The 23119-nt window shown below is 57.9% G+C and carries 15 protein-coding genes and 1 pseudogene; 10 read left to right on the forward strand and 6 right to left on the reverse strand.

What is annotated here, in order from left to right; all coding sequences use genetic code 11:
• Window positions 1–69: 69 nt before the first annotated feature.
• Window positions 70–1011 carry a class I SAM-dependent methyltransferase gene (locus SYC_RS10840; RefSeq protein WP_011378292.1) on the forward strand — a complete coding sequence of 314 codons (942 nt, stop codon included), beginning with the start codon at window positions 70–72 and terminating at the stop codon, window positions 1009–1011.
• Here SYC_RS10840 and SYC_RS10845 read toward each other — a convergent pair.
• On the reverse strand, window positions 1008–2939 hold the full coding sequence (locus SYC_RS10845; protein WP_011244350.1) for a S9 family peptidase: 1932 nt from the start codon (window positions 2937–2939) through the stop codon (window positions 1008–1010). The genes SYC_RS10840 and SYC_RS10845 overlap by 4 nt on opposite strands.
• 141 nt (window positions 2940–3080) lie before the next feature.
• Between SYC_RS10845 and SYC_RS10850 the strand changes: the two genes are divergently transcribed.
• Together SYC_RS10850 and SYC_RS10855 are read left to right on the forward strand one after the other, a co-directional pair.
• Window positions 3081–3953 carry an ABC transporter permease gene (locus SYC_RS10850; RefSeq protein ID WP_011244351.1) on the forward strand — a complete coding sequence of 291 codons (873 nt, stop codon included), beginning with the start codon at window positions 3081–3083 and terminating at the stop codon, window positions 3951–3953.
• A 10-nt stretch (window positions 3954–3963) separates the two neighbouring features.
• The gene (locus SYC_RS10855) at window positions 3964–5406 is read left to right on the forward strand and encodes a TM0106 family RecB-like putative nuclease (RefSeq protein WP_011244352.1); all 1443 of its coding nucleotides are present in this window, start codon (window positions 3964–3966) and stop codon (window positions 5404–5406) included.
• Here SYC_RS10855 and SYC_RS13890 read toward each other — a convergent pair.
• Together SYC_RS13890 and SYC_RS10860 are read right to left on the reverse strand one after the other, a co-directional pair.
• Window positions 5403–5558 carry a hypothetical protein gene (locus SYC_RS13890; protein ID WP_155813923.1) on the reverse strand — a complete coding sequence of 52 codons (156 nt, stop codon included), beginning with the start codon at window positions 5556–5558 and terminating at the stop codon, window positions 5403–5405. The two genes, SYC_RS10855 and SYC_RS13890, sit on opposite strands and share 4 nt — an antisense overlap.
• A 17-nt stretch (window positions 5559–5575) precedes the next feature.
• Window positions 5576–6685 carry a hypothetical protein gene (locus SYC_RS10860; protein ID WP_155813924.1) on the reverse strand — a complete coding sequence of 370 codons (1110 nt, stop codon included), beginning with the start codon at window positions 6683–6685 and terminating at the stop codon, window positions 5576–5578.
• 544 nt (window positions 6686–7229) lie between these two features.
• Here SYC_RS10860 and psaA point away from each other — a divergent pair.
• Together psaA and psaB are read left to right on the forward strand one after the other, a co-directional pair.
• Complete coding sequence (psaA, locus tag SYC_RS10865) at window positions 7230–9521, forward strand: photosystem I core protein PsaA (RefSeq protein WP_011244354.1); 2292 nt, start codon at window positions 7230–7232, stop codon at window positions 9519–9521.
• Between the two features lie 19 nt (window positions 9522–9540).
• A complete protein-coding gene (gene psaB, locus SYC_RS10870) occupies window positions 9541–11745 on the forward strand; it encodes a photosystem I core protein PsaB (RefSeq protein WP_011244355.1) in 2205 nt (734 codons plus the stop codon).
• A gap of 149 nt (window positions 11746–11894) precedes the next feature.
• Here psaB and gcvP read toward each other — a convergent pair whose 3' ends face one another.
• Window positions 11895–14756 carry an aminomethyl-transferring glycine dehydrogenase gene (gene gcvP / locus SYC_RS10875; protein ID WP_011244356.1) on the reverse strand — a complete coding sequence of 954 codons (2862 nt, stop codon included), beginning with the start codon at window positions 14754–14756 and terminating at the stop codon, window positions 11895–11897.
• Window positions 14757–14814: 58 nt separating this feature from the next.
• A complete protein-coding gene (gene gcvH / locus SYC_RS10880; protein ID WP_011244357.1) occupies window positions 14815–15204 on the reverse strand; it encodes a glycine cleavage system protein GcvH in 390 nt (129 codons plus the stop codon).
• Window positions 15205–15322: 118 nt separating this feature from the next.
• On the opposite strand from gcvH, the gene SYC_RS13895 reads away from it, so the two are divergent.
• From SYC_RS13895 to SYC_RS10900, 5 genes are all read left to right on the forward strand, one after another.
• Window positions 15323–15502, forward strand: coding sequence for a hypothetical protein (locus tag SYC_RS13895; protein ID WP_155813925.1), 180 nt, complete (start codon window positions 15323–15325; stop codon window positions 15500–15502).
• A 42-nt stretch (window positions 15503–15544) separates the two neighbouring features.
• Window positions 15545–19132 carry a chromosome segregation protein SMC gene (gene smc, locus SYC_RS10885; RefSeq protein WP_041677034.1) on the forward strand — a complete coding sequence of 1196 codons (3588 nt, stop codon included), beginning with the start codon at window positions 15545–15547 and terminating at the stop codon, window positions 19130–19132.
• Window positions 19133–19275: 143 nt separating this feature from the next.
• A complete protein-coding gene (locus tag SYC_RS10890; RefSeq protein ID WP_011244359.1) occupies window positions 19276–20289 on the forward strand; it encodes a PRC-barrel domain-containing protein in 1014 nt (337 codons plus the stop codon).
• Between the two features lie 304 nt (window positions 20290–20593).
• The gene (gene speD, locus SYC_RS10895; RefSeq protein ID WP_011244360.1) at window positions 20594–21013 is read left to right on the forward strand and encodes an adenosylmethionine decarboxylase; all 420 of its coding nucleotides are present in this window, start codon (window positions 20594–20596) and stop codon (window positions 21011–21013) included.
• Window positions 21014–21129: 116 nt separating this feature from the next.
• Window positions 21130–21456: a hypothetical protein gene (locus SYC_RS10900; RefSeq protein ID WP_011244361.1), complete on the forward strand. Its 327-nt coding sequence runs from the start codon at window positions 21130–21132 to the stop codon at window positions 21454–21456.
• Between the two features lie 6 nt (window positions 21457–21462).
• Here SYC_RS10900 and murJ read toward each other — a convergent pair.
• A pseudogene (gene murJ / locus SYC_RS10905) lies at window positions 21463–23084 on the reverse strand (murein biosynthesis integral membrane protein MurJ).
• Window positions 23085–23119: the final 35 nt, after the last annotated feature.

Genomic DNA, 23119 nt, shown 5'->3' on the forward strand with positions numbered 1-23119 from the left:
ATTTTCAACGCTTCTCAGGAAAGCAGGGGGCGATCGCGATAATAAGCAGAGAGAATTCTGGGCGTTTCCATGACGGCTACGACGGTAAAACCGATGGGGCTTGCCTCTCGTTTGGTCAGTGGCATCCTCCAGATTCAGCCACTCTTCAACATCGCGCGCAAACGAGCGCGATCGATGATGGTGCAACGTGCTAGCCAGATCGGCGTCGATTGGCCGGCCAGAACTGCAGCCCTGCGTCAACGTCAGAGCGAGCAGTCGTTTTCGCCGGATTGGGAACAGGATCTGCAGGCGCTAACCAATCCTGATCTCCAATACCCGAGCTACTACGTCGCACCCTTTCATGCCTATCCCGAGGGCAACTTGGGCTGGGAACCGGCGATGGAAGTGGAAGTGGCGGCGCTCTCCGTCCATGCCCGCATTTGGCCCGAGGCGGGTGCCCAAGGCGATGCTCAACTCCGCGCCAGCTATCACCAAGTTTTGAAAGAGCATCTGCCGACTGCACCCCAGCGGATTTTGGACATTGGCTGCAGTGTTGGCATGAGCACCTTCACGTTGCAAGACACGTTCCCGCAAGCAGCGATCGCGGGTCTCGATCTTTCGCCCTATTTCCTTGCCGTCGCGAAATATCAGGCAGAACAGGCGGGGCGATCGATTCAATGGCACCATGCCGCAGCGGAAGCGACAGGACTGCCGGATCAAAGCTTTGATCTCATTTCTGCTTGCCTGGTCTTTCACGAACTACCGGCTCAAGCAGCACAAGACATCCTCAAAGAGGCGCGACGCTTGCTGCCGGTCGGCGGTCACATTGCTCTGATGGACATGAATCCGCAGTCGGATGTGTTTGCCAAAATGCCACCCTACATCCTGACGCTGCTGAAGAGCACCGAGCCTTACATCGACGAATATTTCAGTTTGGACTTGGATGCGGTTTTCCAAGCGGCGGGGTTCACGACTCCGACTCGGATCTGCAACAGTCCCCGCCACCACACGCTGATTGCCCAGGCGATTTAAGCCTTAGGCCAGTTAGCGATCGCCACCGGTTCGATTTCGTCTGCAAGGTCGAAGCCGAAGATTTGGCTGTAGAAGTACAGCTCCCCTTCCAGCGATCGCTTGATGTTAGCAGCCTGCCGGAAGCCGTGCTGTTCCTCGGGGAAGAGCACATAGGCGACAGGCAGGCCTTTGGCTTTGAGTGCGGCGACCATGGTTTCTGCCTGCGCCGGTGGCACAACTTTGTCTTCCAAACCTTGGAAGAAAATCACAGGGCAGTTGAGCTGCTCGACGTGGTGAATCGGCGATCGCTCGCGGTAAAGATCCGCCGCCTCGGGCCAAGGGCCAATCAAGCCATCGAGGTAGCGGGACTCAAATTTGTGGGTGTCTTCAGCGAGGGCTTTGAGGTCGCCAATGCCATAGCGGCTCGCTCCGGCTTTGAAAACATCGGTGAAGGTCAGGGCACAGAGCGTTGTGTAGCCGCCCGCGCTACCACCATCAATGCAGAGGCGATCGCCATCCACTAGCCCTTGATCGGCTAACCACTGGGCACCAGCGGCGCAATCTTCAACATCGACAATGCCCCACTGCCCTTGCAGGGCATCGCGATAGGGGCGGCCATAGCCCGTGCTACCGCCGTAATCGACATCAAGCACAGCGATACCGCGACTCGTCCAGTACTGAATGCCAAGGCTAAGGCTGCTGCGAGTTTGCGCCGTCGGGCCGCCATGACTTTTGACCAGTAGCGGCGGTTTCTCGCCCGCAGGCGCTCGGTAGTCCGGATTATTCGGCGGGTAGAAGTGACCGTATGCCACCCGACCATTGGCACTCGGGAAACTAATGCTCTGGGGAATCGAGAGATAGCGCGGGTCGAGATCCAAGCTGGAGCTGGACTTGAGGACTTGCCACTCGCCACTGCTGATTTGCAGTTCAATCACCGCACCCGGGCGATCGGTATTGGCTGCCGTAAATAAAGCGCGATCGCCTTCTACAACTAAGCCAGAGATATCCGTGAACGGCAGATCAAATGGCTTCAGGCTGCCCGTGGCGAGATCCACTAGCGAGAGCGACCAGTGCCCTGCCCTTGTAGAAGCGGCCAACCAGCGATCGCCATCGATCGGTGCCCAAGTGCGCATACCAAACACCCATTGGGGCAGGCCAAATTCCGCCTCAGTGGGCGCGATCGCCTGCGTGTTCTGACCATCCCAGCTGTAGAGATTCCACCAGCTGCTGCGATCGGAGACAAAGCCCAAACGCCCATCCGGCAGCCATTCCGGCTGAAACACCGACTCGCGATCGCCTCCTGCAACTTTCTGCGGCGTGGCCAGCGACCCATCGGCTAGGAACTCCGCCACCCACAACTCGGTGCCATCCCAGGGCATATTCGGGTGCGACCAAGTCAGCCAAGCCAGCCGTTGCCCATCGGCACTGAGGCGCGGCGATGCATAGAAGTCCGCTCCGATCGTGAGAATCTGCCCTTCACTGGGTTCGCCAGTCAGAGGAATCGCTACGATCGCATCGATCGCTTCGCCCTCCGGTCGGTGATCTTCGCGGACGCCAATCCAGCGCTGCCGCTGGCGATCGATCAGACCATCTGCAAATTTCAGCGGTAGCTCCGGCGTCAACGGCTGCGGATCTTGCCCCAGAATCAGGCGATAGAGCCGCTGATCCTTGTCGTGGCTGAAGTAGACCTCGCCCTGATCGATGCAGTAGGAGCCGCCGCCATACTCATGGGCTCGAGTGCGAACGTTCCACGGTGTCGGAGTTAGTTCTTCAATCTGTCCTGTCGCGGATTGGCGAATCAATGTCGTACGGCCGCGTTCCGTGGGGCGCGACTCCAGCCAGTAGCGATCGCCCCCTGACAGCATCACACCGCTCAATCCAACACTGCCTTGCACAATCAGGTCGGCACTGATCGGCGATCGCCAAGAACCGTAGGCAGCCGTGATCATCAGGGAGTCTCCATCGCTTTCTCCACTCTGCCATCTGGCTGGAGCTGGCTTTAGAGCGATCGCCCCTCCGAGGGCTTGCCAGCCGTTCCATCTCCGCTGATGATGGGGCCACTTTCTGCTCTTCCTGCCTGATCAGACCTAATGCAACTTGCAGTGCTGGATCGCTTGCGTCTGCCCGGCTTTACCGGCGCTACTTTTGCGGCGCGGCTGGCGCGGTGGGGACTGGGCATCAGCCTGATCTACGTACTGATTGCGATCGCGGCACCACTCTTGCAGGCTTGGGGCTGGCTCCAAAATCCGACGGAAGCGTTGCTCAATCCCATCCATGCCGCGCCCTCTTGGCAGCATTGGTTTGGCACAACGCGGCAGGGCTATGACGTCTTTTCACGGACGCTGTTTGGGACGCGAGTCGCTCTGCAGGTCGTTTTGCTGGGAACGAGTTTGAGTTTGGTGATCGGGGTGCCACTGGGCTTGATTGCCGGTTACTGGGGCGGTTGGCTCGATCGCGCCCTGGTTTTTTTGATGGACGTAATCTACACGCTGCCCGGCCTGCTGCTGTCGATCACGTTGGCTTTTGTGGTGGGACGCGGCGTGCCCAATGCAGCGATCGCCCTCAGCATTGCCTACGTGCCGCAGTACTTTCGAGTCGTGCGCAACCAAACGGCGAGTGTCAAAAGCGAACCCTACATCGAGGCGGCGCGATCGCTGGGGGCTTCGACCCCGCACATTTTGCGCAAGTACTTGGTCGCCAACGTCATCCAAAGCGTGCCGGTGCTATTCACCTTGAACGCAGCCGATGCCGTCTTGATTCTGGGTGGTTTGGGCTTTCTGGGCTTAGGTCTACCGGAGGCAGTTCCCGAGTGGGGCTACGACCTACGGCAGGCACTGGACGCTCTGCCTACAGGCATTTGGTGGACGGCGCTCTTTCCGGGCTTGGCGATGACTCTGCTCGTCGTGGCGCTGTCGCTGCTAGGCGAAGGCCTGGGTGAAACCCTGCAACCCAAGCGGCGCTAGGCTAAGGGCTATGGGGCTTGGCGATGCTGATTTACTCGATTACCTCCGTTGTGCGCGGCGGCTCTATCTGAATCGCTGGGGCGATCGCCAGCAGGCTGAAGCCCCCAATGCTTACCTGCAACGGTTGCGTCGTCTTGCTTTGGAACGCCGGCGAGATGTGGCCGCGGAATGGCAGGCGATCGCGGTGGATCCGAGCGATCGCGCCGCCTCCACCCTCGATTTGATGGCTCAAGGTGTTGACTGTATTGAGGGCGGACGGCTCCAGGTGGAACCCCATTGGGCAGACCCGGATTTGTTGGTGCGCCAGCCCGGACAGTCGATTTGGGGCGATTGGATCTATCAGCCGGTGGCTGTCAAACTGGCCAAAAAGCCGAAGACGGAATATCTGCTGCAGCTAGCCTTTCAAGCAGAATTGCTGACTAGCATTCAAGGCGTTTGGCCTGAACAGGGTTGGCTGCTGCTGCGGGATTGCCATCCCAAGGCCTACAACCTCGATCTGCGGCGATCGCAATTACAAGAACATTTGGCGGCCTGTGCGCCGATTTTGCAGAATCAGCAGGAACCGGAGCTGTTCATCAGCCGGAGTCGCTGCGATCTCTGTGTCTGGCAAACGGACTGTCGCGATCGCGCCCGCGATCAAGTCCATCTGTCACTCTTGCCCGGGGTATCACCCAGCCGCTTTGCCATCCTGCGCGATCTCAAGCTGGATCAATTGGAAGCTCTGGCGACCGCCGATCCACAGAGTTTGGCGATCGCGGCGGACTGGGAACTGGGTCTGGCGCAGCGCTTAGTGCAGCAAGCAGCTGTCTTCCTCAGTCAACAGCCTCAGCCGCTCCAGACCTACGCCTTCCCCGATTCAGATGTTGAGTTTTTCTTTGATATCGAGGCGCAGCCAGATCTCGATCTCTGTTACCTACATGGGGTGCTGATTCGCGATCGCCGCCAGCCCGAAAGTCAGTTTCGCCCCTTGTTAGCTGAGCAGCCTGACCAAGAGGCAGACACGTGGCAACAACTGCTGCAATTACTCGATCGCCATCCGCAAGCGCCGGTCTATCACTTCTGCAGCTTTGAAGTCGACAGCTTGCGGCGTTTGGGTCAGCGCTATGGTTGCTCAACTCGACGCTTAGAAGCGTTACTGACGCGCTTCATCGACATCCATGCCGTGCTAACTCGCAGCGTGCTGCTGCCCACCGAAAGCTATGCCCTCAAAAGCATTGCCCGCTGGCTGGGTTTCGACTGGCGGGATACCGAGGCAAACGGCTCTCAAGCCATCCTCTGGTACGACTACTGGCTAGAAACGGGCGATCGCACTTGGCTCGATCGAATCCTGCTCTACAACGAGGACGACTGCCGAGCGACGGCGATCGTCAAGGATTGGCTCGCCGAGTTCCTGCGGGAGCCTTGCCTGACTGGCGTTGCTGCTGTCGATGAGGAACAGCCGCTCAGACACTAGTCATAGAAGTCGAAGAGATCATCAAACGTCTCCGGGTTTGATTCTGGTTGCTTTGCAGACTGCTCAGCTTTGCTGGGAGCGGTTTGAAGGGCCGTTTCAACGTCCTCGCGATCGGTAGAGGGTTCCGCCGGTGCGACAGGTGCCTCTGGCAAGGCGATCGGTTCCGCCTCTACCGTGCTGCGGTCATCTTCAGTTGCCGACGGCGCGATCGCGGCATCCTCAGAATCTGCTGTGGCACCCTCAGCGTCTGAGACTGTTGGGGACTCTGTGGGAACTGCAGTCGACGGCTCTGACGCCTGCTCAGAGAGAACGCTGGGTTCCGGCACCTCTGGTGCCAATTCAGGTGCCACAGGTGTTGCTTCCGGTTCTGCGATCGCGGGTTCCGGTTCGGGTGCTGGCGGCACGTAGTTGCGATCGACAATCCCCAGAATTTCGCGGCGATCGAGTTCCCCCGCACCGAGCGATCGAGTACGGCTTGCCCGCCAGGCTGATAGTCGATTAAACGCACGGTGGTATTAAACGGCCCCGATCGCGGCTGGCCTCGTTCATCCAAAAGTTCCAGCTTCACCCAGTTACGGCCGGGTTTCAGCCCTTCAAGATAGATCGGCTGCCAGTCCTCGGTGCGGAAGCTTTCACCGTTAACCGTGACGCGGATTTGCCAGTCTTCAATCTCATCATCCGCTTGAGCCAAACTATGGAGCGGCGCATTGGTCAAATAAAAATCCAACATCACCGGCTCAGCCCCGTAGCTCCCCTTGGGACGGCTGTAGGTCAACAGGGGCTGGATGAGATTGGGGCGATCGCTCTCAGTGGGAGTGAAGACGCTGAAGCTCACTTGAGCGTAGGCACCTTCATTTTTGAAGCTCTCATGCCAGGGCCGCGAGGCAAAGACGCGCAGGGTATGGGTTCCGGGCTGGAGATCCGTCAGTTCAATCGGTTGGCCGACGTCATAAATCGCCTGATAGGGCTCGTTATCGAGAATCAAGTGGAGGTGCGGCCCCATCTGCCACTGCTCATTTAGGAAGAGCGGATAGTCACGAACTTGAAGCTTGACCTCGACGCGATCACTCTCGATAACTTGGTCAGGCTTAGGGCTAAGAATTTTGACCTGCGGTTGATACTGATCGAGCGATCGACTCAGATCGGCGACTAATGCTGGTGGCGGAACTTCCTTGAGGCGACTGGCTCGCAGCGGCGTGGTGTCGAAGAGTGAAGCGCTGGGATCTGTCCGACAACCGATCAAAGCGATCGCTAAAAAAGAAACTACGACTCCCTTCAAGAATCGCGTCAGACCGAACTGCTTCACGTCGAGCCTCTCACTTGCCCCTTGTCCTGTTGATACACCCTTGGGGGACACTCCTCCAAATCGGGGATCCTGACGGCTAAGCGATCGCCCCCAGCACAGTTGGTCAGCATAGACACAGTCATTCGGCAAACCTTTACATCTCTCAATGATCATTCAGCCTAAAGGCAGTCAATGAATGCTTTGCATTGGTCTTAGGAGCCGAAAACCCTTGTCCTGAAAGCTCTTTGAATTATTGTTAATCGCCTTCGGAGGCCCAAAAACCCGCCCCTATAATGCTCCCATCAGTGCTCCTTCCCGTGTGGAATCCTGCGTCGCTGTTTTTGTTTTCAGAGATTGCAGGTCCTTCCTAACCCTGGCGCCCACCGCTCCCTTGCTGAGCCAACTGCGCTATCCGGGTTCATGGTGCTGTTTAGTCTCGGAGTTGCCGAGGGGGTGGCCCCGAGAAATCTGAGGTCGCCACGTGTGGCTCTCAGAGGAAGGAGGAGGCCTCACCCTGTCTGAAGAGAGGAGAGTCTCAATGACGATAAGCCCACCGGAGCGAGAAGCGAAGGTGAAGGCGACGGTTGATAAAAATCCGGTTCCGACTTCTTTTGAGAAGTGGGGTAAGCCGGGTCACTTCGACCGGACGCTGGCCAAAGGACCCAAAACCACAACTTGGATTTGGAACCTTCACGCTAACGCTCACGATTTCGATAGTCATACCAGTGACCTTGAAGATATTTCACGGAAAATCTTCAGCGCTCACTTTGGTCACCTTGCGGTGATCTTTATCTGGTTGAGCGGCGCTTACTTCCATGGCGCTCGCTTCTCCAATTTCAGCGGCTGGCTGGCCGATCCAACCCACGTCAAGCCCAGTGCCCAAGTCGTTTGGCCGATCTTCGGACAGGAGATCCTCAACGGCGATGTTGGCGGTGGCTTCCATGGCATTCAGATCACCTCCGGTCTGTTCCAGCTCTGGCGGGCCTCCGGCTACACCAACGAGTTTCAGCTCTACGTCACGGCGATCGGTGCGCTCGTGATGGCGGGTCTCATGCTGTTTGCTGGCTGGTTCCACTACCACAAAGCAGCTCCCAAGCTGGAATGGTTCCAAAACGTCGAATCGATGTTGAACCACCACTTGGCTGGCTTACTCGGTCTGGGCAGCTTGTCCTGGGCGGGTCACCAGATTCACGTGTCGCTGCCGGTCAACAAACTGCTGGATGCGATCGACGCTGGCGAACCGTTGGTTCTCAACGGCAAAACCATCGCTTCTGCGGCTGATATTCCGCTGCCGCATGAGTTCTTGGATGTCAGCCTGATCTCGCAGCTGTTCCCGGGCTTTGAAGCCGGTGTGAAAGCCTTCTTCACGCTCAACTGGTCAGCCTATGCCGACTTCCTGACCTTCAAAGGTGGCCTGAACCCCGTCACCGGTGGCCTCTGGCTGACCGATACGGCTCACCACCACTTGGCGATCGCCGTCCTCTTCATTGTTGCGGGTCACATGTACCGCACGAACTGGGGTATCGGCCACAGCCTCAAAGAAATCTTGGAAGCTCACAAAGGTCCTTTCACTGGCCAAGGCCACAAAGGTCTCTATGAGATTCTGACCACTTCTTGGCATGCCCAACTGTCGATCAACCTAGCCATCCTGGGTTCGATCAGCATCATCGTGGCTCACCACATGTACGCGATGCCTCCGTATCCGTACTTGGCGACCGACTACCCGACGATGCTGTCACTGTTTACTCACCACATCTGGATTGGTGGGTTCCTGATCGTCGGTGCTGGTGCTCACGCTGCCATTTTCATGGTGCGGGACTACGATCCGGCCAAGAATGTCGACAACCTCCTCGATCGCGTTCTGCGTCACCGCGATGCGATCATCAGCCACCTGAACTGGGTGTGCATCTGGCTAGGCTTCCACAGCTTCGGCCTCTACATCCACAACGACACGATGCGTGCGTTGGGCCGTCCCCAAGACATGTTCTCGGATTCGGCGATTCAACTGCAGCCCATCTTTGCGCAGTGGATCCAAAACATTCATGCCCTTGCACCGGGTAACACTGCTCCTAACGCCCTGGCTTCGGTCAGCCAAGTGTTTGGTGGCGATGTGGTTGCAGTCGGCGGCAAAGTCGCTGCTGCCCCGATTGTGCTGGGTACTGCGGACTTCATGGTCCACCACATCCACGCCTTCACGATTCACGTCACGGCGCTGATTCTCCTCAAGGGCGTTCTCTACGCTCGGAGTTCGCGTCTGGTTCCTGACAAAGCCAACCTTGGCTTCCGGTTCCCCTGCGACGGCCCTGGCCGTGGCGGCACCTGCCAAGTCTCTGGTTGGGACCACGTGTTCCTAGGCTTGTTCTGGATGTACAACTCCCTGTCGATTGTAATTTTCCACTACAGCTGGAAAATGCAGTCCGATGTTTGGGGTTCCGTGCTGCCTGATGGTTCGGTAGCGCACATCGCGAATGGCAACTTTGCTCAAAGTGCCCTCACGATCAATGGCTGGTTGCGTGACTTCCTGTGGGCGCAAGCGTCTCAGGTGATCACCTCCTACGGCAGCTCGACCTCTGCCTATGGCCTGCTGTTCTTGGGTGCTCACTTTGTCTGGGCCTTCAGCTTGATGTTCCTGTTCAGTGGCCGTGGCTACTGGCAAGAGCTGATCGAGTCCATCGTCTGGGCTCACAACAAGCTCAAAGTGGCTCCTGCCATCCAACCGCGTGCGCTCAGCATCATCCAAGGCCGGGCAGTGGGCGTTGCTCACTACCTACTGGGTGGAATTGTGACCACATGGTCTTTCTTCCTGGCCCGCATCATTGCAGTTGGTTAGGAGCGAGCATCTAGGACTTATGGCAACCAAGTTTCCTAAATTCAGCCAAGACCTCGCTCAGGATCCGACAACACGTCGGATTTGGTACGGGATTGCTACCGCCCATGACTTTGAAAGTCATGACGGCATGACCGAGGAAAATCTTTACCAAAAGATTTTCGCCTCGCACTTTGGACACCTCGCAATCATCTTCTTGTGGGTGTCTGGCAACCTGTTCCACGTCGCCTGGCAAGGTAACTTCGAGCAGTGGAGCCAAGATCCGCTCCATGTTCGCCCAATCGCCCACGCGATTTGGGATCCCCACTTTGGTCAAGGGGCGATCGACGCCTTTACCCAAGCGGGTGCTTCTTCTCCGGTGAACGTCGCCTACTCGGGCGTCTACCACTGGTGGTACACCATTGGCATGCGCACCAATGGTGACCTCTACCAAGGCTCAATCTTCCTTTTGATCCTGTCTGCGCTCTTCCTGTTTGCTGGTTGGCTGCACTTGCAGCCCAAGTTCCGCCCCAGCCTCAGCTGGTTCAAGAACGCCGAATCGCGCCTCAACCACCACTTGGCAGGTCTGTTCGGCTTCAGCTCGCTGGCTTGGACGGGTCACTTGGTGCACGTCGCCATCCCTGAAGCGCGTGGCCAACATGTGGGCTGGGATAACTTCCTGTCCACCCTGCCTCACCCGGCTGGTTTGGCTCCGTTCTTCACCGGTAACTGGAGCGTTTACGCCGAGAATCCGGACACCGCTAGCCATGCCTTTGGTACGGCTGAAGGTGCGGGTACCGCAATCCTGACCTTCCTGGGTGGCTTCCATCCGCAAACGGAAGCGCTCTGGCTAACGGACATTGCCCACCACCACCTGGCGATCGCAGTGATCTTCATCATTGCGGGCCACATGTACCGGACTAACTTTGGTATCGGCCACAGCATCAAAGAGATCTTGGAAGCCCACAAACCCCCGGCTGGTGGTTTGGGTGCAGGCCACAAAGGTCTCTACGAAACGCTGAACAACTCGCTGCACTTCCAACTGGCGCTTGCGCTGGCTTCGCTGGGTGTGGTCACCTCACTGGTGGCTCAACACATGTACTCCATGCCCCCGTATGCCTTCATCGCGAAGGACTATACGACCATGGCTGCGCTGTACACCCACCACCAGTACATCGCGACCTTCATCATGTGCGGTGCGTTTGCCCACGGTGCGATCTTCTTGATCCGCGACTATGACCCTGAGGCAAACAAAAACAACGTCTTGGCTCGCGTTCTGGAGCACAAAGAAGCGATCATCAGCCACCTGAGCTGGGTCTCGCTCTTCCTGGGCTTCCACACTCTTGGCCTCTACGTTCACAACGACGTGGTCGTTGCTTTCGGAACTCCCGAAAAACAAATCCTGATCGAGCCGGTCTTCGCGCAGTTTGTGCAAGCGGCTTCGGGTAAAGCGCTCTACGGCTTCAACGTGCTGCTGGCGAATGCCGACAGTGCTGCGACGGCTGCAAGCCTGGGCACCTACCTGCCCAACTGGCTGGATGCTATTAACTCCGGCAAAACCGCTCTCTTCCTGCCGATCGGCCCTGGCGATTTCCTGGTTCACCATGCGATCGCTCTCGGCCTGCACACCACCACCTTGATTCTGGTCAAAGGTGCTTTGGATGCCCGTGGCTCCAAACTGATGCCGGACAAGAAAGACTTCGGTTACAGCTTCCCTTGCGACGGTCCTGGCCGTGGCGGCACCTGCGACATCTCGGCGTGGGACGCTTTCTACCTGGCTGTCTTCTGGGCGCTGAACACCGTTGGCTGGGTGACCTTCTACTGGCACTGGAAAAACCTGACCGTTTGGCAGGGCAATGTGGCTCAGTTCAATGAGTCCAGCACCTACCTGATGGGCTGGTTGCGCGACTACCTCTGGTTGAACAGCTCGCAGCTGATCAACGGCTACAACCCCTTCGGCACGAACAACCTGTCTGTCTGGTCTTGGATGTTCCTCTTCGGCCACCTGATCTGGGCAACTGGTTTCATGTTCCTGATCTCTTGGCGGGGTTACTGGCAAGAGCTGATCGAAACCATCGTCTGGGCGCACCAACGCACCCCGCTGGCCAACATCGTTGGCTGGAAAGACAAGCCGGTGGCTCTGTCGATTGTTCAAGCCCGTGTGGTTGGCTTGGCTCACTTCACGGTGGGTTACTTCCTAACCTATGCGGCCTTCTTGATTGCTTCCACAGCCGGCAAGTTCGGTTGATAGCGCTCAGCTAGGCCAATAACAAAGCAAAGCCCCTGACTTCGGTTGGGGGCTTTGTCGTTGAAAGAAGTTGAGGCAGATGTTCAACATGAGATAAGGGGCATCAGCCCCTTGCCCTCAGAAATTTTTAGCTTGATTCACTGACCTCATCAGCGATCGCTGTAGGCGCTCATGGGTAGACAGGAGCAGACGAGATTGCGATCGCCGTAGGCGTTATCGATGCGGCTGACCACTGGCCAGAATTTGTGTTCTCGCGTCCAAGGGGCAGGATAAGCGGCCTGCTCGCGGCTGTAGGCGCGATTCCAGTCAGACTGGAGCAGCACATCTGCCGGGTGGGGCGCATGCTTGAGGGGATTGTCGAGGGGATCCAAGTCACCGCTGGCGATCGCGTCCACCTCGTGATAAATGCCGATCATCGCTTCACAGAAGCGATCGAGTTCTGCCAGCGATTCACTCTCGGTTGGCTCGACCATCAACGTGCCGAGCACGGGCCAAGACATGGTTGGCGCATGAAAGCCGTAGTCCATCAGCCGTTTGGCGACATCCTCGACTTCAATCCCGGCTGTGCGTTTGAGCGGTCGTAGGTCAAGGATACATTCGTGGGCAACAAAGCCGCGATCGCCCCGATAGAGGATTGGATAGTAGGGCGCTAGTCGTGTGGCAATGTAGTTGGCGTTGAGAATTGCGATTGCGCTGGCTTGCGTCAACCCAGCTGCACCCATCATGCGGATATACATCCAAGAAATGGGCAGGATGCTGGCACTCCCCCAAGGGGCGGCTGCGATCGGGCCAAGGGCTTGCGGATCGGCATTCGCTTCTGGGACGAGCGGATGACTCGGCAGGAAGGGCGCAAGGTGCGCGGCAACACCGATCGGGCCAACGCCGGGGCCACCACCGCCGTGGGGAATGCAAAAGGTCTTGTGGAGGTTGAGATGACAGACATCCGCCCCAAATTGGGCGGGCTGACAGAGGCCGACTTGGGCGTTGAGATTGGCACCATCTAAATAAACTTGGCCGCCCTGCTGATGAACGATCGCACAGATCTCCGCGATCGCTTCCTCAAAGACGCCGTGAGTAGAGGGATAGGTGACCATCAGTGCTGCGAGCTGATCCGCATACTGGGCAGCTTTTTGCTGCAGGTCACTGACATCAATGTTGCCGCGATCGTCACAGGCGATCGGCACGACTTTCATGCCAGCCATCACCGCGCTGGCGGGATTAGTCCCGTGAGCCGACTGCGGAATCAGGCAAATCTGGCGGTGATCTTCGCCGCGACTCTGGTGGTAGCGCTGGATGACGAGTAGACCCGCATATTCCCCTTGAGAGCCAGCATTGGGTTGTAGGGAGACCGCTGCGAAGCCCGTAATTTCGGCTAGCCAAGACTCAAGCTGCTGGAACAGCTGTTGATAACCCTGGGTTTGACTCAGCGGTGCAAAGGGGTGAATCTGATTAAACTCCGGCCAACTGATCGGTAGCATCTCCGCCGTGGCGTTGAGCTTCATCGTGCAGGAGCCGAGCGGAATCATCGCTGTAGTCAGCGATAGATCACGACTCTGGAGGCGATGGATATAGCGCAGCAACTCGGTTTCCGAGTGGTACTGCTGAAAGACGGGATGGGTCAGGAAGGGCGTTTGGCGGGCGAAGGCTGGATCCACTTCGTCAGTCACAGCCGCTTGTAGATCCTCCCAAGCTGGCAACGATCGCCCTTGAGCAAAAACAGTGAGCAGGTCGAGGAGATCGCTGTCAGTCGTCGTTTCATCGAGGCTGATACCAAGCTGGCGATCGCTCAGACAACGCAGATTAAAACCCGCTGCTTCAGTTCGCGACTGCCAAACTTTCGGGTCTTCGACCTCAACGATCAGCGTGTCAAAGCCCGGCTGCTGAGGAATCTTGAATCCGAGAGACTGCAACTCCTCCGCCAAGATCTGAGTCTGGCGACGCACTTGCCTCGCGATCGCGGTCAGTCCTTCTGCCCCGTGGTAGACCGCGTAGAAGCCAGCCACCACAGCCAGCAAGACCTGCGCCGTGCAGATATTGCTCGTGGCCTTGTCGCGACGAATATGTTGCTCCCGCGTCTGCAACGCCAAGCGCAGTGCTGGTTGACCTTGGGCATCCTTAGAGACACCGACAATCCGCCCCGGAATCTGCCGTTTGTAGGCTTCCTTGGTGGCAAAGAATGCCGCATGAGGACCGCCGTAACCGAGGGGCACGCCGAACCGCTGACTATTCCCAACCGCGATATCCGCGCCAAATTCCCCTGGAGGGGTCAGCAGGGTTAGTGCTAGCAAGTCGCAGGCAACGGTTGCGATCGCGCCCTGAGCATGGGCTTGCTCAATCACCGAGCGGTAATCTGCGATCGTGCCGTCGGTGGCGGGATATTGCAGCAGCAGTCCAAAAATCGGCGTCTGGAAGTCAAACTGCAGCAGATCTGCGACGAGCACTTCAATCCCCAGTGCAGCAGCCCGAGTCTGTACCACCGCGATCGTTTGCGGATGGCAGTTGTGGGCAACGAAGTAGGTCTGAGACTTTGACTTCGCGACTGCCAAACTGAGGGTCATCGCTTCGGCTGCCGCTGTTGCCTCATCCAACAGGGAGGCGTTGGCGATCTCCAGCCCCGTCAGATCGCTGACCATGGTCTGGAAGTTGAGCAGTGCTTCCAAGCGTCCTTGGGCAATCTCGGCTTGGTAGGGCGTGTAGGCGGTGTACCAGCCCGGATTTTCGAGAATATTACGCTGAATTACAGGCGGCGTCAGGCAGTTGGCATAGCCTTGGCCAAGATAGGAGCGCAGGATCTGATTTTGATGGGCGATCGCTCGCAATTCCGCCAGCGCTTCGGCCTCACTGCAGGGCTCAGGCAAATTCAGCGATCGTGGCAAACGAATATCTGCAGGGACTACCGCCGCCAGCAAGTCTTCTAGGCTCTCGCAACCTAACTTCTGCAACATCTGCTCGACATCGGCCGGCCGTGGCCCGAGATGCCGCTGAGCAAAGTTGTGGGGCGAAGCAGACATGGGCAAGTCCCCGCAGTGTTGGGCTTATTGTGCAAGATTGCGCGGCGATCGGCAGGGCCTACTGACCCTCAACCAGAGCTTGATACTGGGCTGCATCGTAGGAGTCTGACAAATCCGGCTTGCCCGTCAACTGCACCTTGAGCAACCACCCCTGTTCGTAGGGATCGCTGTTGAGAATTTCTGGGGCTTCTAGTGCGGCTTCGTTGCGCTCGATGATCTCGCCGGTCACCGGCGCGTAGACTTCCTCTACTGCTTTGACCGACTCGACGGTGCCAAAACTGGCTCCGATCGCGATCGTGCTGCCAACCTCAGGAAGCTCGAGAAAAACGATGTCGCCCAACTGGTCGATGGCGTAGGCGCTGATGCCAATGACGGCAATATCACCATCAAGGCGGACGTACTCGTGACTGTCGAAGTAGCGAAGGTTGTCAGGGTAGATCAGCGCCATCGCAACAAAGTAGAGAGGACGCTTTCAGTTTGCCCGCTGCCCGTCCGGAACAACAGGGGGGCCAGCCGAGAATCTGTAATCCCCGTTGCAGCAGCGGTGAGGCAATGGAGTTCTCGCAATGGTTGTTTCGAGATCAGCGCCCTTCAACCGACTGTCAGCTGGTGCGATCGCGGCTTTTGGTTGCCTTGACAGCTCAGTGATTATGGTGCGGTCGCGATCGGCACAACCGCTGCAATCCAGTCCAGCCCCCCTGGGCTGTGGAGTCTGCAATCTTGGTTTCTGCCATCCCGAGAATTGAAACCGGTACACTAACCTCTGACCTCGTGGCAGAGCAGCCGTTTTGGTCTACATCAAACAGATCGAGCTGAGCCATTTCAAGTCCTTCGGGGGCACTACCTCGCTGCCGCTGCTGCCGGAATTTACGGTGGTGACGGGGCCAAATGGTTCTGGGAAATCCAACATCCTTGATGCGCTGCTGTTTGCCCTAGGACTCTCGAGTTCCAAGGGAATGCGGGCCGATCGCCTGCCGGATTTGGTCAATTCCACCTACGCCAGTCGCAGCCGCAGCACGGTCGAAACGCTGGTCACGGTCACCTTTGCCCTCGATGACTGGCAGCCCGAAGCCGAAGAGACAGAGGAGGGCGAGGGCACCGGCCTACAACCGGGGATGGCGGAGTGGACGGTCAGCCGCAAGCTGCGAGTGACGCCTTCTGGCACCTACACCAGCACCTATGCCATGAATGGCGAGGCCTGCACGCTGCAGCAACTGCATGAGCAACTAAGTCGGCTGCGGATTTATCCCGAGGGCTACAACGTGGTCCTGCAGGGGGATGTGACCAACATCATTTCGATGAGTCCCCGCGATCGCCGCCAAATTATTGATGAGCTGGCGGGGGTCGCCCAATTCGATCGCAAGATTGAGCAAGCTAAGGGCAAGCTAGAGGCGGTCAAGGAGCGGGAAGATCGCTGCCGCATTGTCGAACAGGAGTTGATCGAACAGCGCGATCGCTTGGCTAAGGATCGAGAAAAAGCCCAGAAATATCAAGCGCTGCGTCAAGAGCAGGCGACCAAGCAAAGTTGGGAGGCGGTCTTGCGCTGGCGGGCTGGGCAGCGGCAAGTTCAAGCGCTGCAGCGATCGCTGGCCCAACTGGCGACGGATGCGGCGACCGATCAACAGACGCAGCAGACGCTCGAGCAACAAATTCAGCAAACTGAGGCCACCCTCGACCGCCTCAATCAGCGGGTCAAGGCGCTGGGAGAGGAAGAACTGCTGAAACTGCAAGCGGCGCTGGCTCAGCAAGAGGCTGAACAGCGGCAGAGTCAGCGGCAGCAACAGGAACTAGTCGAGTCACAAACCCAGACGCAGCAGCAGATTCAGGCGTTGCTGCAAACTCAAGCTCAGTTGCAGACGGAAGGGCAACAGCAGGCGGAGCAGGCCCGAACCTTACAGACAACGATCGCCCAGACTTTACAGCCGCAATATCAGCAAGCACTAGAACAAGTCGAAGCGGCCCGGCAGTCGGCCCATGCCCTCGCCGCCCAATCCCAAGATTGGGTGACGCGCCAAACGAGTCTGCGACAACAGGCTGATGCGATCGCGGCTCAAGTGGAACCGCAGCGAGCAGAACAAGCCCAACTACAAGAGCGCCAAACGCAGCTCCAGCAGCAATTGGAGGCAACCCAATCGGCCTTAGTAACGGTGACAGCCGAGCTGGAGACGGAGACAGAACAGGCGGAAGGCGATCGCGCCGCTCTCAGCCAAGCGGAAGCGGCGGTGGTCACGGCAGCAGATCAGCTTGTGCGGCTGGAAGAAGAACTGCAGATCCAGCAGGAAACCCGCGATCGCCTGCTCAAAGAACAACGAGACAAGCAGCGCCAGCTCGATCGCCAAGAGAGTTTGCGTCAAGCGATGCAGGAAACCCAGGGGACAGCGGCGGCGCGGCTGATTCTCGATACTGGCCTGCCCGGAGTGCATGGTCTAGTGGCGCAACTGGGACGGGTGGAACCCCGCTATCAACTGGCGCTAGAAGTGGCCGCCGGTGGACGGCTGGGCTATCTGGTTGTCGATGATGATGGCGTCGCCTCGGCGGGAATTGAGCTGCTCAAACAGAAGAAAGCGGGGCGAATCACGTTCCTACCCCTCAACCGGATTCGTGCGGGCAAACAGCCAGAAATTCCGCGTTGGCAGCAGCCGGAAGGGTTGGTCGATCTTGCGATCGCCCTAGTCGACTGCGACGATCGCTACCGCGAAGTCTTCAAATTTGTCCTTGGCGGCACTGTCGTCTTTGAACGGCTTGATCAAGCCCGTCGCTACATGGGGCAGTACCGCATCGTTACCCTCGATGGTGAGCTGCTGGAAACCAGTGGGGCGATGACCGGCGGTAGCATCGCTCGGCGATCAGGCGGCCTCAGCTTCGGTAGTCCCGACAGTGGCGAATCGGCGGAAGTGCGAGCAATTCGCGATCGCCTCGAACAACTCGAAGTCATCCTCGATCGCAGTGAGTTGCAAATCCTCAATCTGCAAGCGGCGATTAAAGATGCAGCCAGTACGCTCAGCGATCGCCGCCAACAACAGCGCGAGCAGCAACTGACGGTTCAACAACGTCAGCAAACCCTGCAGCGCCTGCAGCAACAACAGCAACAGCTCAACGCTGAACTGCAGCAACGCCAACAGCAAGCCAGTCAAGCGCAAGCACGGCTGGCAGCCTTGGCTTTGGAATTGCCCGCCGCACTGAAACAGCTGAAAACACTCCGCCAAGCCCTTGCGGAACTAGAAGATTCTCCGATTCATGGTGAGTGGCAGCAGCGGCAAACGCTTCTACAACAGCAAGAAGCCCTGCTCCAGCAACAGGAAACTGCCCTGCGGCAAGCCGAGCAACAGCTGCAGCAATTGCAGACTGATCAAAAACGCCTGCAGGAACGCGCGATCGCAGCTCGAACCCAAGTCAGCCAGCTCCGGCAACAGCAGGGGGAACAGCTCAATCGTCTGGCTCAGCTCGATGAACAGCAACGCCAACAGGCGACGGCGATCGCCCAACTGCAGCAACGCCAAGCCCAACTAGAAGCCCAACTCGGGCAAGAGAAAGTCGATCGCGATCGCACTGAACGCCAACTGCAAGAACAGCGATCGCAGCGACAAAACCTCGTCTGGCAGCAAGAAAAACGCCAGCAACAACAACAGGAACTCCAACAGCAGCTGACCGATCTCGAAGTCCAACTTCAGGCGGAGCAGCAGGAATTGCCGCAACCCCTGCCCGATATTCCCGAAATGGTGCAGCAACAGGGCATCGAAGCACTGCAGCATGAATTGCGATCGCTGGCGAAGCGGATTCAGGCGATGGAGCCGGTCAACATGCTGGCGCTGGAGGAATACGAGCGCACCCAAGCGCGACTGGAGGAGCTGTCAGAGAAGCTAACGACAATTGAAGCGGAGCGAACGGAATTACTGCTGCGCATCGAAAATTTCACGACTCTGCGCCGCCGAGCCTTCATGGAGTCGTTTGAGGCGATCGATCGCAACTTCCAAGAGATCTTTGCGCACCTGTCGGACGGGGATGGCTCGCTCCAACTCGACAATCCTGAAGATCCCTTTAGCAGCGGCCTCAACCTGATTGCCCATCCCAAGGGCAAGCCGGTGCGTCGTCTAGCCTCGATGTCGGGTGGTGAAAAGTCGCTGACTGCCCTCAGTTTCATCTTTGCCCTGCAGCGCTACCGGCCCTCCCCCTTTTATGCACTGGATGAGGTAGACAGCTTTTTGGATGGGGCGAACGTCGAACGGCTGGCGCGGGTGATTCGTCAGCAAGCGCAAGCAGCCCAATTCATCGTGGTCAGCCATCGCCGACCGATGATTGAAGCGGCGGAGCGCACAATTGGCGTCACCCAAGCTCGTGGCGCTCACACCCAAGTTCTGGGGATCCCACAACCCTAGCCAACCGGCCGCTAGGATTGCTTTATGCTGGGCGACAATGTAAAGATGTCGCGACATCAGCCGCAATCCGAAGCGACTGCTTCTGACCAAGCTGTCGCTGCTTCTGGGGCCTAGGCATTGGTCCCTCACGATAGGACTCAAGAATGACCGCTGAGCAAGTTTGGTTGCGTTCCGAAATTATGGGAACCCAAGTCATTACTCGTGACAGCGGGCGACGATTGGGCGTCGTTGGCGAGTTGCTCGTCGATATCGATCGCCGCGAAGTGGTGGCTCTGGGCTTGCGCGACAACTTGCTGACGCGCTTCTTGCCCGGCGTGCCGCGCTACATGTTCCTGAGCAGCATCCGACAAGTCGGTGATGTCATCCTCGTCGACAACGACGATGTGATTGAAGATAATTTCGATGCGATTGGCCTCAGCAATCTGATTAATTGCGAAGTGATCACCGAAGCGGGAGAGCCGCTGGGTCGCGTGCGCGGTTTCAAGTTCGACATCGCTACCGGCAAGCTAGAGTCCCTCGTGATCGCCTCTTTGGGCTTAGCCTTTGTGCCGGAAAGCGTCCTCAGCACTTTTGAACTCGGTGTCCAAGAAATCGTCAGTGGCGGCCCCGATCGCGTCATTGTCTTTGAAGGTGCCGAAGATCGGATGGTGCAGCTAACCGCTGGCCTACTGGAGAAACTGGGGCTCGGTGGTTGGGACGACGACGAATACGATCGCTACTCCCTGCCGATTACGCCAGTCGAAAATCAGCTCGGTGCCGGTGACCCACTACCGCCCCAACGGGACTATAACCAGCAGCCGTTCCGGGCCCGTCGCGAGGATCGCCGCCAAGAGGAATTGGTTGAGCCGCTGCGCCAAAGCCGTCCGGCTGCCCGCCGCATGTACCTCGATGAGGAAGAGAGCAATCCCGCGCCGCGATCACGATCGCAGCAGCCCAGTCGCGATCGCTACGAAGAGGGCGACTACGAAGAGCTGCCCGCACCCCGCGTTCAACGTCGGCCGGAACCTGCGCCTCGCTCACCCGCCGCTCGCCCTAGTGCTCCCCAGCCACTCCCCCAAGATGACGATCCGTTTGGCGATGCTTGGGGTGAGCCTGATGACAGTCCAGAGCTGCAACTACCGCAACGACAACGTCAGCCGGAATACGAAGAAGGCTAGGCGACTCTGAGCCATCCAATTCGGCCACTGTTGGACGTCGTTGTCTGCAGTGACTCGTTGACTGGTATCGTGTAAAACGCGTACAACTCAAGCGCTGTCGACTGTTGCCCGTTTGGTGATGTCGTTGACTCCTCCGTCTCACCCTGCAGTTGCACCCCGAAATAGCGATCGCGGCCTTCCGATTCCCGTGCTTCAAATCAAGGCCTAGACAAGGGTGAGCCAGAAATTTCTCGCAATCGCTTGCTAAAAACACAGCACACAAGTTATACCTGTTTAACAGGTTGTCTTAGTTCAACGGAGAACCATGACCGTTTCCCTCAATCCCCTCTTGGCTGATCCCCCTGCACTCGGTGTTGGACGGCACTGCATTCTTGAGATTTACGGCTGTGCCGGTGAACTGCTCAACGATGCTGCCTACGTCGATCGTTCGATTCGGGAAGCCGCGATCGCTGCTGGAGCAACTCTCCTCAATCAGGTCTGCCATGAGTTTGAACCTCAGGGCGTGACGGCTCTAGCGTTGCTGGCTGAATCCCATATTTCCATCCACACCTGGCCTGAAAATGGCTATGCGGCAGTGGATGTCTTTACCTGCGGCGACCATACTCAACCTGAAGTCGCTTGCCACCATCTCATTCAAGCTTTTAAAGCTGAACATCATAGTCTGCACAGCATTGTCAGACGGCCTCCCGCTGCGATTCGCGAACACGAGCGCGTTCCGGCCTAGCGCCAACGATTCAATCTAGTGATTAGTGGTGGGCGGCTCCTTGAACCGATATCTGGGGGCCGCCTACTCTTTTCCGTTGTCTTTCCTTGTTGCGTTGCACAGCTGATGAACGAACCATGGCAAAAAAAATTTTTGGTGTCCGCGTTGAGGAAGATTTACGCCAGCAACTCAAGCAGTTGGCGTTGATTAAGGGCTTCTATCACAACAGCGGTCAGCACAAGGGTAAGCCCGATCTAAGTGGCTTGGTGCTAGCAATTCTGGAAGAGTATGTCGCGCAAAATCAGGCGGCGCTCGATGCAGCAGGGCCGTTTGTGGAAGAGCCGGTCACGGTTTCCAAGCCTGCGACGCCACGGCAGCGCAAACCGGCTAGCACCGCAACGAAAGCGAAAACCACGCGATCGCCCCGTAAGCGCAAGCCTTCAGGACCCAGTGCAGCAAAGTAGGGCTGGCTAGGACTCTGCTGACTGGCGGCGACGCAGCAGGCGATCGCGTAGCTGCTGAACCTCCGGTAAGGGCAGGCGACTGACCGGCAGAGCAAAGGTCAGTAGACCCACCCCGCTGGCGATCGCCAGTTTCACAATCAGCAGAATGAGCGTCGATTCCGGCCAGAGGCGATCGAGGCTGATCTGCGTAAAGTAGGCCAACAGGCCACAGCCAAAGCTCCAAATACTGAGGAGGGTGATCCAGCCCCCCCAGGGCAAAAGGGGCAGCCCGCCCAAGCGTCGGTGCAAAATCCAGAGCAGGGCGATCAGGGAAATGATGTTGACGGAAACCGTCGCTAAAACCAGACCCGTTGCGCCAAACGGCCCGATCAACAACCAATCAAACAGGGCATTGAGAAAGATGTTGATCATGCTGATCCGAAACGGCGTCTGTCCATCCCCCAGGGCATAGAAGACGCGTACCAAGACATCGCGCCCAGATAGACAAACATACCGATGCTGTAGGCCACCAGTAGCGCGGCGACCAAGTCGGTTGCATCCGTCTGGAACGCCCCCCGTTCATAGACGAGCTGCACGATCGGCAGGGCCAAGGCCGCCATCAAGGCACCGAGGGGCAGCATCAGCAAAGCCGTCAGGAATAAGCCTTGGCGGATGCGCTGCTTCAGCTCCGGCCACTGATCCGGCTCCGCTAAACGCGAAAGCACCGGCAGCAGTGGCACCAAAATGACATTCGAGAGAATGCCGAGCGGTGTTTGTACGAGCAAACCGGCATAGCCCAGACCTGCTGCCGCTTGAGGAATAAAGGAAGCGAAGAACAGATCAGTGTAGACATTGATCTGCAACATCCCAGAGGAAAACGTCGCTGGCCCCAGAATGCGCAGGACCTCTTTGACCTCGGGGCGCTGCCATTCGAACCGCAACCGCAGTCCGGCGAGGCCATGGCGAAACTGCGACGGCAACTGAATTAGCCATTGCAGAATTGCGCCCAGTAAAGTGCTGCCCGCCAGCACCAAGCCACCCACGATCGCGAGTTGGGGGCTGGTAATGCGGCTACCGACTTGCCACCAGAGTAGCCCCACACCAGCAATCACGGTCACGCTGGAAAAAAGCGGGCTGATGGAAGGCAGCCAGTAGGTATCGGCAGCGTTGAGGACGCCAAAGCCAATCCCGATCAGACCGGCGAGTAGCGCCATCGGCGCCATAATCCGCAGCTGCAAAACTGCGATCGCTCGCGTTTCTTGACCGGTGGGCGTCAACTCTAAACCGGGTGCGACCAGTCCAATCAGTGGATCGGCAAAGACTACGATTACGACGGTGACGATCAATAAGCTGATGCCGACGAGCGTTGTGATCGTTTCCACCAAGGGGCCACTGTCTTGGCGATCGCGCTTGGCAAGGACGCTGACCATGGCGCTGTGGAAGGGGCCATTGATGCCACCGAGCAGAATTAGCAGAAAGCCTGGAATAACGTAAGCGTAGTTGTAGGCATCAAAGGCAGGCCCGACGCCGAAGGCCGCGGCGATCGCCTGTTGCCGGACCAATCCAAAGACTTTACTGAGTAGGGTAGCCACCGCAACGATGCCAGCAATGCCAGCAAGCGATCGGGCCGGTTTAGAAGCGTCGGGCACAGGATGCGAAAGAATGGATGGCGGCCTGAACAGTC

The sequence above is a fragment of the Synechococcus elongatus PCC 6301 genome (assembly GCF_000010065.1).
Classification (GTDB): Bacteria; Cyanobacteriota; Cyanobacteriia; order Synechococcales; family Synechococcaceae; genus Synechococcus; species Synechococcus elongatus.